The organism is Sulfitobacter sp. HI0027, from assembly GCF_001634775.1.
In the GTDB taxonomy this organism is placed as follows: domain Bacteria; phylum Pseudomonadota; class Alphaproteobacteria; order Rhodobacterales; family Rhodobacteraceae; genus Sulfitobacter.
Map to the genome: position 1 here is coordinate 109,344 of NZ_LWER01000079.1, position 9,814 is coordinate 119,157.

The window sequence follows — 9,814 nt, forward strand, 5'->3', positions numbered from 1 at the left end:
CATGACGGATATTTCGGAACGAGAGGCCTGCACCAAGCGCTGTTGGTGGCTGGGTGCCGGTGCCGGTTTGCTGGTGGCATTCCTATTGCTGGCCTTCGGCATCTGGGGGCTGTTGATGTCGATCGTGGCCGGTGTGCTGGTGGCGGTGATCGTGGGCTATCTGGCGCTGACCCTGCTGTGCAAAGACGTGCCCGCCGCTGCCCCCCAAGACAGCACGCGCAGCGCGGCGGCTGCATCGGTCGCAGGGGCTTCAACGGCATCGGGAAGCGTTTCTTCTGCTGTGGGTTCAGTCCCCGCGGGGGACGCCGGGATCGGGGCGGCGCGCAAGGCAAGCGCGCCGGTTGAACCCGCTGAAGAAACACCGCCACAGGAGCCGACAGCGCCCGTGGCCGATACTGCTGCCGTTGAGGCGGCACCGGAACAGGTCGCCAAGGCGGAAGAAGCAGTTGCTGTAGTGACGCCCCCGAAGGAGGCCGTCGAAACCCCTTCCGCGCCTTCTAAGGAAACGCCGCTTCAGGAGCCGACAGCGCCCGTGGCCGATACCGCTGCCGTTGAAGCCGCACCAGAACAGGTCATCGAGGCCGAAGAAGCGCCCGCTGTTGTGAAGACCCCGCAAAAGGTCGTCGAAGCGCCCGCCGAACCTGCGAAGGCCGAGCCTGCACCAGTGCCTGCGACCGATAGCCATTCTACCGATGGCAAACCCGCGCTGCTCGACGCGCCGCGTGCGGGCGGGGCAGATGACCTTAAGCGGATTGGCGGCATCGGGCCGAAGTTGGAACAGACCCTGAATGAACTGGGCATCTTCCATTTCGATCAGATCGCAGCCCTTCAGGGGGATGAGATCGACTGGGTCGATTCCCGCCTGCGTTTCAAGGGCCGTATCCGGCGCGACGATTGGATCGGTCAAGCCAAAGCTTTTGCCAGTGACGGCAAGGCCGAGGGCTGATCGGGGTAAGAGAGAGACATGAGCGAAGCCGAAGACAGAGCGCTTGCCCGTAAGGGCCGCACCGCAGGGCTGGTCATTGCCGTGACCATGTGTTTGTGGCTGGCCATGCAATGGGCTGGCCCGGCGCTTGGCCTGCCGGGGCGCTATGCGCTGCTCTTCGATTTTGCTGCACTGGCCGCGCTTTTCTGGGCGATGGTCGTGATATATCAAATGTGGCAGGCCCGCCGGGCCAGCCGTGAGAACCAAAGGTAGGCATCATGCTTCAGGACAAAGACCGCATTTTTACCAATATCTACGGCATGCATGACCGCACCCTAAAAGGCGCGCAGTCGCGCGGCCATTGGGATGGCACTGCCGGAATCATCCAGAAAGGCCGCGATTGGATCGTGGACCAGATGAAAGCCTCTGGCCTGCGGGGCCGGGGCGGGGCGGGCTTCCCCACCGGGCTGAAATGGTCCTTCATGCCCAAGGAAAGCGATGGCCGCCCGTCCTATCTGGTGGTCAATGCCGACGAATCCGAGCCGGGCACCTGCAAAGACCGCGAGATCATGCGGCACGACCCGCATACGCTGATCGAAGGCTGCCTGATCGCCTCTTTCGCGATGAATGCCCACGCCTGCTATATCTACCTGCGCGGCGAATATATCCGCGAACGCGAAGCGTTGCAGACTGCGATTGATGAAGCCTATGAGGCTGGTCTGGTGGGCAAGAACGCCTCCAAATCCGGCTGGGACTTCGATATCTATCTGCACCACGGTGCGGGTGCCTATATCTGCGGCGAAGAAACAGCTCTTCTGGAAAGCCTCGAAGGCAAGAAGGGCATGCCCCGGATGAAGCCGCCGTTCCCGGCGGGCGCGGGTCTTTATGGCTGCCCGACGACCGTGAACAACGTCGAATCCATCGCTGTGGTGCCGACCATCCTGCGCCGTGGGCCGGAGTGGTTCGCAGGCTTTGGCCGCGCCAACAACGCGGGCACCAAGCTGTTTGCGATCTCGGGCCACGTCAACAACCCCTGCGTTGTCGAAGAGGCGATGAGCATTGGGTTTGAAGAGTTGATCGAAAAACATTGCGGCGGCATTCGCGGCGGTTGGGACAACCTAAAGGCCGTTATCCCCGGCGGCTCTTCGGTGCCGCTGATCCCCGGCAAAGACATGCGCGACGCGATCATGGATTTTGATTATCTGCGCGAACAGCGCTCCGGCCTCGGCACGGCGGCGGTGATCGTGATGGACAACTCGACCGACGTGATCAAAGCGATCTGGCGTTTGTCGAAGTTCTACAAACACGAAAGCTGCGGCCAGTGCACGCCCTGCCGCGAAGGCACAGGCTGGATGATGCGCGTGATGGACCGTCTGGTTTCCGGCGATGCAGAACCCGAAGAGATCGACATGCTGCTCGACGTGACCAAACAGGTCGAAGGCCACACGATCTGCGCGCTTGGCGATGCGGCGGCTTGGCCGATCCAGGGTCTGATCCGCCACTTCCGGGATGAGATCGAAGACCGGATCAAACACAAGCGCACGGGCCGTGTCAGCGCGGTCGCGGCAGAGTGAAACCCTGCGCGGCGGCAGGCCCGATGGCTTGACGCTTGGCGCAGGAGCGGCGATAGCGGGCGCGTGTCAGGCGCGTCCGTCCACAATAGGCGCGGGGGCGGTCGGCAAAGCCGGGCCCATGGCGCAGCGGAGTAGGTCTATGAAATATGCTTTGACGGTTTTGACGGTCAGCGCTCTGCTGGCAGGCTGTGCCAATGATGGTGAGCGTGTTGCCTTTGACGGGCAGTATTTCAGCACCAAGCTGCGCAAGGTGGATGGCCAGCGCGACGTATTTCAGGTGACGGTCAAGGATGCTGGCAAATCCATCGACGGTGCACGCGCAGCGGCGCGTTATGAGGCGGTGAAATACTGCGTCGGCAACTACGGCAACTCTAAGATAGACTGGACCATAGGCCCCGATGCGCCGACGGGCACGCTGCGGTTCGATGGCGGGGCGCTGACCTTTCAGGGGCGCTGCCCCCAGTGATCGCATCGGCGACATATCGCGGGGCTCCGGCCCAAAGGGGCGGTGATATTGAATATCATAACCCCCAATCTCCATCTGTCAGACGGCCCGTTCCGGCCCGCTGCATGAAGGAGAATTGATATGCGCACCCTGATGATCGCCGTGATGGGCCTGAGCCTGACCGCTGCCACCGTGACACCGGCAGCCGCCAAACCGCCGCTGCGCGAAGTGGCTGCCATCGACGACGCGCTCTTGGATATGGGCGTTGCCGACATCATCCGGAAAAACTGCCCCGACATCAGCGCGCGGATGCTGCGCGCGGTCAAGATGGCATGGGACTTGAAGGGCAAGGCGGGCGATCTGGGCTACTCCGACGCCGAGATCGACGCCTATATTGATAGTGACGCTGAAAAAGCGCGCATGAGAGCGCGGGGCGCCGCGTTTTTCAAGGCCAAGGGGGTCGATACTTCGGACCCGCAAAGCTATTGTGCGCTTGGACGCGAAGAGATTCAAAAATCGAGCCGGATCGGTTCGTTACTGAAGGCAAAGTGAGCTTATGAGCGATATCCGCAAGATCATCATCGACGGTAAAGAAGTCGAAGTCGAAGGGGCGATGACGCTCATTCAGGCCTGCGAGCAGGTCGGCGTCGAGGTGCCGCGTTTCTGTTACCACGAGCGTCTGTCGATCGCCGGTAACTGTCGGATGTGTCTTGTTGAAGTCGTCGGCGGGCCGCCCAAGCCCGCCGCCTCTTGCGCTATGCAGGTGCGCGACCTGCGCCCCGGCCCCGAGGGCCAGCCGCCGGTCGTGAAAACCAACTCGCCCATGGTCAAAAAGGCCCGCGAAGGGGTGATGGAGTTCCTTCTCATCAACCACCCGCTGGATTGCCCGATCTGCGATCAGGGCGGCGAATGCGATCTTCAGGATCAGGCGATGGCCTACGGCGTCGATTTCTCGCGCTACCGCGAGCCGAAGCGGGCGACCGAAGACCTTGATCTGGGCCCGCTGGTCGAGACCCATATGACCCGCTGCATCTCCTGCACCCGCTGCGTGCGCTTCACCACCGAAGTCGCAGGCCAGCACGTCATGGGCCAGACGGGCCGGGGCGAGGATGCAGAGATCACGACCTATCTCGGCTCGTTGATCGACAGCAACCTGTCTGGCAATATCATTGATCTTTGCCCCGTCGGCGCGCTGGTCAGCAAGCCCTACGCCTTTACTGCCCGCCCGTGGGAACTCAGCAAGACCGAGAGCATCGATGTGATGGATGCGCTTGGCTCCAACATCCGCGTGGATACCAAGGGCCGCGAAGTCATGCGCTTTTTGCCGCGCAACCATGACGGTGTGAACGAAGAGTGGATTTCCGACAAGACGCGCTTTGTTTGGGACGGCCTGCGCCGTCAGCGTCTGGATACACCCTACATCCGCGAGAATGGCAAGCTGCGCAAAGCAAGCTGGCCCGAGGCGCTGAATGCCGCCGCTGCCGCGATGAAGGGCAAGAAGCTTGCCGGTCTCGTCGGTGATCTGGCGTCGGTCGAAGCGGCGTTTGCGCTAAAGCAGTTGATCGAAGGGCAGGGCGGAGTCGTCGAGTGCCGCACCGATGGGGCAAAGCTGCCTGCAGGCAATCGCTTCGGCTATGTCGGCAACGCGCGGATCGAAGATCTGGACGGCGCCAAGATGATCCAACTGATCGGCTGTAACCCAGCGGTTGAAGCGCCAGTGCTGAACGCGCGTGTCCGCAAGGCGTGGAGCAATGGGGCAGAGATCGGCCTGATCGGCGAAGCCGCTGATCTGACCTACCCGCATCACCATCTGGGCAACGACCGCGCGACCCTCGACAAACTACTGGGCAGCGACTTCGACGAAGTGCTAGAGCAGCCTTCGGTGGTTGTGGTCGGCCAAGGTGCCCTGCGCGAAGCGGATGGCGCTGCGGTTCTGGCGAAAGCGATGGAACTGGCCGAAAAGACCAAGAGCAAGCTGATGATCCTGCACACCGCCGCCGCGCGTGTGGGGGCATTGGATATTGGTGCCACAGCCGAAAACGGCATGGACGACGTGAACGCGGCAGAGATGATCTATAACCTCGGCGCGGATGAAGTCGAAATCGGTGCCGGTCCTTTCGTGATCTATCAAGGCAGCCATGGCGATCGCGGCGCGCACCGTGCCGATATCATCCTGCCGGGTGCCGCCTATACCGAAGAGCCGGGTCTGTTCGTTAACACCGAAGGCCGTCCGCAACTGGCACAGCGCGCCGGGTTCGCGCCCGGTCAGGCCAAGGAAAACTGGGCGATTCTCCGGGCGCTCTCGGCTGAGTTGGGCGCGCAGTTGGGCTATGATTCCATCGCGCAGCTGCGCCGCAAGCTGACCGAGGCCGTGCCGCATCTGGCGAATGTCGATGAGGTGCCGGAAAATGAATGGACCGCGCTGCCTGCGGGCAAGCTGGGCGATGCGTCCTTTGCGCCTGCCGTGCGTGACTTCTATCTGTCCAACCCAATCGCCCGCGCCAGCCAGTTGATGGCGGAGCTTTCGGCACTGGCTGCCGCGCGCCGCGCCGAGCCAATGGCGGCGGAGTGAGAGCCATGATGCTGGCCCCCTTGATGCTGCTGGCCGCCTGCGAACCGCAGGTGCCGGTGGCCGAGGATTTCATCCCCGACTACAAGGGGGTGGAGACCCAGCTTTTGGATGGCGATTTGGTGCAGTTCAACGTGGCGATGACCAAGGCGTTATCGAACCAAGACGTATCGGATTACGCCGAATGTGCTGCAGCGCAGTATACGCTGATCCGGGGCTACGGTTTTGCGCGACATGTGCGGACAAATGTCACCGAAGAGGGTGGCATATGGCGGGCAGATGCTGTTTACACGATCTCGCCGAGCCTGCCGAAAGGCTTGAAGACAATTGATGCCGAAGTGACCGCGTTTCAATGCGCGGAACGCGGCATTCCGACGGTGTGAGGACTTATGGCTGATTTCTTTTACAACACCGGGCTGGGCATTGCCCTGCTGACGGTTGGGCAGGTGTTGCTGCTGGTGGTGCCGTTGCTGCTGGCGCTGGCCTTCCTCATGTATGCCGACCGCAAGATCTGGGCCGCCGTGATGATGCGCCGCGGCCCCAACGTCGTGGGCGTCTTCGGCCTGCTGCAGAGTTTTGCCGACTTTCTTAAATACATCGTTAAAGAAGTGGTGGTCCCGGCGGGCGCTGACAAGGGGGTCTTCTTCCTCGCGCCGATGATTTCCTTTGTCATGGCGATGATCGCTTGGGCGGTGATCCCCTTTAACGAAGGCTGGATCCTGTCGGACATCAACGTGGCCATCCTCTATGTCTTCGCCGTCTCCTCGCTTGAGGTTTACGGCGTGATCATGGGCGGTTGGGCGTCGAACTCGAAATACCCCTTCCTTGGTTCGCTGCGCTCTGCCGCGCAGATGATTTCTTACGAAGTGTCGATCGGCCTGATCATCATCGGCGTGATCCTCTCGACCGGTTCGATGAACTTCACGTCCATCGTGGCGGCGCAGGATGGCGACTGGGGTCTGTTCAACTGGTACTTCCTGCCGCACTTCCCGATGTTGATCTTGTTCTTCATCTCGGCGCTGGCGGAAACCAACCGCCCGCCGTTCGATCTGCCGGAAGCGGAATCGGAACTGGTGGCGGGCTATCAGGTGGAATATTCCTCCACGCCCTTCCTGCTCTTTATGATCGGCGAATTGGTGGCCGTGGTGCTGATGTGCGCGCTGGTGTCGCTGATGTTCTTCGGCGGCTGGTTGTCTCCGGTGCCGTTCCTGCCCGATGGCTTCTTCTGGATGTTCATCAAGATGCTGATGGTCTTCTTCATGTTCGCCATGGTCAAGGCAATCACGCCGCGCTACCGCTATGACCAGCTGATGCGGCTGGGTTGGAAAGTCTTCCTGCCGTTCTCGCTGTTCTGGGTGGTCTTCGTGGCATTCGCTGCAAAATTCGATTGGTTCTGGGGTATCTATGCCCGTTGGACCGTAGGGGGCTGATATGGCGACGACTGACTACACCCGCGCCGCGAAGTATTTCCTGCTGGCAGACTACGCCAAGGCGTTCATGCTGGGGATGCGCTATTTCTTTGCGCCGAAAACGACGCTGAACTACCCGCATGAAAAGGGGCCTCTGTCGCCCCGTTTCCGCGGCGAACACGCGCTGCGCCGTTATCCCAATGGCGAAGAGCGTTGCATCGCGTGCAAACTCTGCGAGGCGATCTGCCCCGCGCAGGCGATCACCATCGACGCCGAAGCACGCGAGGACGGCAGCCGCCGCACCACGCGCTATGACATCGACATGACCAAATGCATCTACTGCGGTTTCTGCCAAGAAGCCTGCCCAGTGGACGCCATTGTCGAAGGCCCGAACTTCGAATTCTCGACCGAGACCCGCGAAGAGCTGTATTACGACAAGGCCAAGCTTTTGGACAACGGCGAACGCTGGGAAGCCGAGATTGCCCGCAACCTTGAGATGGACGCACCTTACCGATGAGTGATCCCAAGAACCCTTTTGATGCGATGATGAAGCAGGCGCAGGAAATGGCGAAAGCCTTTCCAGCGATGGATGCTTTTTCGCCCAAAGGGTTCGAGGCGATGATGGGCACGATGCCGAAGGACATGATGGACTTCTGGTTCGGCGACACCGTGAACAAGGGCGGGCTGGACGCGCGGACGCGGCTGCTGCTTACCCTCGCGGGGCTGACCATGCAGGGCGCGCAGAATGATATGGCCCTCCGCCAAACCGTGCGCCATGCGCGCGAGGCCGGGGCCACCAAACAACATATCGTCGAGACGATCAGCCAGATGTCTGTCTTTGCCGGGCTGCCGGCGATGACCCGGGCGTTGGAACTGGCGCAATCGGTCTTAGACGAAGAAAAAGATACCAAGAAGGAAGACGGCGCATGACGGTCTTTTCATTTTACCTCTTCGCGATCAGCGTCATTACCGGCGGGCTGTTCACGGTGATCAGCCGCAACCCGGTGCATTCGGTGCTTTGGCTGATCCTGTCCTTCCTCTCGGCGGCGGGGCTTTTCGTGCTGCTCGGCGCGGAGTTCGTGGCGATGCTGCTGGTCATCGTCTATGTCGGCGCGGTGGCGGTGCTCTTCCTCTTCGTGGTCATGATGCTCGACGTAGATTTTGCCGAGCTTAAGGCCGAGATGGCGCGGTATATGCCGCTGGCGCTGTTGATCGCTCTGGTGATCTTGATGCAATTCGTCATGGCCTTTGGCGCATGGGAGCAGAGTGCGGCGGCCGAGAGCCTGCGGGCCAATGCAATCGATCCGGCGCGGTTCAATACCGAAGCGCTTGGGCTGCTGCTGTATGATCGCTACTTCCTACTCTTCCAACTGGCGGGTCTGATCCTGCTGGTGGCGATGATCGGGGCGATCGTGCTGACACTGCGTCACCGTAAGGATGTGAAGCGCCAAGACGTGGTTGCCCAGATGATGCGTGACCCGGCCAAGGCGATGGAACTGCGCGACGTGAAGTCTGGGCAGGGCCTGTAAACACCGGAATTTTTTGAAAATTCCGTAGCCGTTTTCTTTGAAAGAAAACGGCTCAACCAAGAGAGAAAAGGGACGTCGAAATGTCGAGAACAACAATCGTGGTACTGGTCGTGGTGTTGATCGTCGTGTTTTTCGGCGGCTACAGCTTTATCGGCTAAAACCCGATCAATCCCGGTGGCAGCCGGGGCAAAGTGATACTAAAAGCCCCATCAAATGGGGCGCGACCAAAGCCCATCAAAGGGCGGGAACGTAAGGGACGACATGATCGGACTTGAGCATTACCTGACAGTGGCGGCGACGCTGTTTGTCATCGGCATCTTCGGGCTATTCCTGAACCGCAAGAACGTGATCATCCTGCTGATGAGCATCGAATTGATGCTGCTCGCGGTGAACATCAACCTCGTTGCCTTCTCCAGTTTCCTTGGTGATTTGACGGGGCAGGTGTTCACACTCTTCGTGCTCACCGTCGCTGCGGCGGAGGCTGCCATCGGCCTCGCCATTCTGGTCTGTTTCTTCCGCAACCGTGGCTCGATCGCGGTGGAAGATGTCAACGTGATGAAGGGCTGAGGCAATGGAAACCACGATCCTATTCGCCCCGCTTGTGGGTGCCATCCTCTGCGGTTTCGGCTGGAAGATCATCGGTGAGAAGGCCGCCCAGTGGACCGCCACGGGGCTGCTGTTCCTTGCCGCCTTCCTCTCTTGGGTGGTGTTCCTGACGCTGGACGGCCCGACCGAGCAAATCCAGATCCTGCGCTTTATCGAGAGCGGCACACTGAGCACCGATTGGGCGATCCGCATGGACCGCCTGACCGCGATCATGCTGATCGTCATCACCACGGTGTCGAGCCTCGTTCACCTCTACTCCTTCGGCTACATGGCGCACGATGAGAACTTCCGCGATAACGAGAGCTATCGCCCCCGGTTCTTCGCCTATCTGTCGTTCTTTACCTTCGCGATGTTGATGCTGGTGACAGCCGACAACCTCGTGCAGATGTTCTTTGGTTGGGAGGGCGTCGGCGTCGCCTCCTACCTGCTGATCGGTTTCTACTTCCGCAAGCCGTCGGCCAATGCCGCCGCGATGAAAGCCTTTGTCGTCAACCGGGTGGGGGACTTTGCTTTCCTGCTGGGCATCTTCGGCCTCTATATGCTGACGGACTCGATCCGCTTTGATGATATCTTTGCCGCAGCGCCCGACTTGGCTGAGCAGACGGTGACTTTCCTGTGGAACGATTGGAATGCGGCGAACCTGATCGCCTTCCTGCTCTTCCTCGGCGCGATGGGTAAGTCGGCGCAATTGTTCCTGCACACTTGGCTGCCCGACGCAATGGAAGGTCCGACACCTGTGTCGGACCTTCCATTGCGT

13 protein-coding genes are annotated in these 9,814 nt (G+C 60.6%); all 13 read left to right on the forward strand.

Features of this window, described 5'->3' with window-relative positions:
* Position 1: 1 nt before the first annotated feature.
* Positions 2–946, forward strand: coding sequence for a hypothetical protein (locus tag A3722_RS04875; protein WP_067630656.1), 945 nt, complete (start codon positions 2–4; stop codon positions 944–946).
* An 18-nt stretch (positions 947–964) separates the two neighbouring features.
* Complete coding sequence (locus A3722_RS04880; RefSeq protein WP_067263425.1) at positions 965–1,198, forward strand: DUF5337 domain-containing protein; 234 nt, start codon at positions 965–967, stop codon at positions 1,196–1,198.
* 5 nt (positions 1,199–1,203) lie between these two features.
* Entirely contained in the window at positions 1,204–2,499 is a 1,296-nt protein-coding gene (gene nuoF, locus A3722_RS04885; RefSeq protein ID WP_067630653.1) for an NADH-quinone oxidoreductase subunit NuoF, read from the forward strand.
* Positions 2,500–2,638: 139 nt separating this feature from the next.
* Positions 2,639–2,965 carry a hypothetical protein gene (locus A3722_RS04890; protein ID WP_067630650.1) on the forward strand — a complete coding sequence of 109 codons (327 nt, stop codon included), beginning with the start codon at positions 2,639–2,641 and terminating at the stop codon, positions 2,963–2,965.
* Between the two features lie 120 nt (positions 2,966–3,085).
* Positions 3,086–3,496, forward strand: a complete 411-nt coding sequence (locus A3722_RS04895; RefSeq protein ID WP_067630648.1) for a DUF5333 domain-containing protein — start codon at positions 3,086–3,088, stop codon at positions 3,494–3,496.
* 4 nt (positions 3,497–3,500) lie between these two features.
* Entirely contained in the window at positions 3,501–5,516 is a 2,016-nt protein-coding gene (gene nuoG, locus A3722_RS04900; RefSeq protein WP_067630645.1) for an NADH-quinone oxidoreductase subunit NuoG, read from the forward strand.
* An 8-nt stretch (positions 5,517–5,524) separates the two neighbouring features.
* The gene (locus A3722_RS04905) at positions 5,525–5,896 is read left to right on the forward strand and encodes a hypothetical protein (protein WP_007119502.1); all 372 of its coding nucleotides are present in this window, start codon (positions 5,525–5,527) and stop codon (positions 5,894–5,896) included.
* Between the two features lie 6 nt (positions 5,897–5,902).
* A complete protein-coding gene (nuoH, locus tag A3722_RS04910) occupies positions 5,903–6,943 on the forward strand; it encodes an NADH-quinone oxidoreductase subunit NuoH (RefSeq protein WP_067630643.1) in 1,041 nt (346 codons plus the stop codon).
* A 1-nt stretch (position 6,944) separates the two neighbouring features.
* Positions 6,945–7,439, forward strand: coding sequence for an NADH-quinone oxidoreductase subunit NuoI (gene nuoI / locus A3722_RS04915; protein WP_067630640.1), 495 nt, complete (start codon positions 6,945–6,947; stop codon positions 7,437–7,439).
* A complete protein-coding gene (locus A3722_RS04920) occupies positions 7,436–7,852 on the forward strand; it encodes a carboxymuconolactone decarboxylase family protein (protein WP_067630637.1) in 417 nt (138 codons plus the stop codon). The genes nuoI and A3722_RS04920 overlap by 4 nt, the downstream gene beginning before the upstream one ends.
* The gene (locus tag A3722_RS04925; protein WP_067630634.1) at positions 7,849–8,451 is read left to right on the forward strand and encodes an NADH-quinone oxidoreductase subunit J; all 603 of its coding nucleotides are present in this window, start codon (positions 7,849–7,851) and stop codon (positions 8,449–8,451) included. Before A3722_RS04920 ends, A3722_RS04925 begins: the two co-directional genes overlap by 4 nt.
* Before the next feature lie 261 nt (positions 8,452–8,712).
* Entirely contained in the window at positions 8,713–9,018 is a 306-nt protein-coding gene (gene nuoK, locus A3722_RS04930; protein WP_007119508.1) for an NADH-quinone oxidoreductase subunit NuoK, read from the forward strand.
* Positions 9,019–9,022: 4 nt separating this feature from the next.
* Positions 9,023–9,814, forward strand: a 792-nt coding sequence (locus A3722_RS04935) for a proton-conducting transporter transmembrane domain-containing protein (RefSeq protein WP_269084689.1), incomplete at its 3' end; no start/stop codon positions are given.

Coding starts and splice junctions, on each gene's coding strand:
- A3722_RS04905 (WP_007119502.1), top strand. CDS start 5,525: ATGCTGGCCCCCTTGATGCTGCTGGCCGCCTGCGAACCGCAGGTGCCG.
- A3722_RS04920 (WP_067630637.1), top strand. CDS start 7,436: ATGAGTGATCCCAAGAACCCTTTTGATGCGATGATGAAGCAGGCGCAG.
- A3722_RS04925 (WP_067630634.1), top strand. CDS start 7,849: ATGACGGTCTTTTCATTTTACCTCTTCGCGATCAGCGTCATTACCGGC.
- nuoI (WP_067630640.1), top strand. CDS start 6,945: ATGGCGACGACTGACTACACCCGCGCCGCGAAGTATTTCCTGCTGGCA.
- nuoH (WP_067630643.1), top strand. CDS start 5,903: ATGGCTGATTTCTTTTACAACACCGGGCTGGGCATTGCCCTGCTGACG.
- nuoG (WP_067630645.1), top strand. CDS start 3,501: ATGAGCGATATCCGCAAGATCATCATCGACGGTAAAGAAGTCGAAGTC.
- A3722_RS04875 (WP_067630656.1), top strand. CDS start 2: ATGACGGATATTTCGGAACGAGAGGCCTGCACCAAGCGCTGTTGGTGG.
- A3722_RS04890 (WP_067630650.1), top strand. CDS start 2,639: ATGAAATATGCTTTGACGGTTTTGACGGTCAGCGCTCTGCTGGCAGGC.
- nuoF (WP_067630653.1), top strand. CDS start 1,204: ATGCTTCAGGACAAAGACCGCATTTTTACCAATATCTACGGCATGCAT.
- A3722_RS04880 (WP_067263425.1), top strand. CDS start 965: ATGAGCGAAGCCGAAGACAGAGCGCTTGCCCGTAAGGGCCGCACCGCA.
- nuoK (WP_007119508.1), top strand. CDS start 8,713: ATGATCGGACTTGAGCATTACCTGACAGTGGCGGCGACGCTGTTTGTC.
- A3722_RS04895 (WP_067630648.1), top strand. CDS start 3,086: ATGCGCACCCTGATGATCGCCGTGATGGGCCTGAGCCTGACCGCTGCC.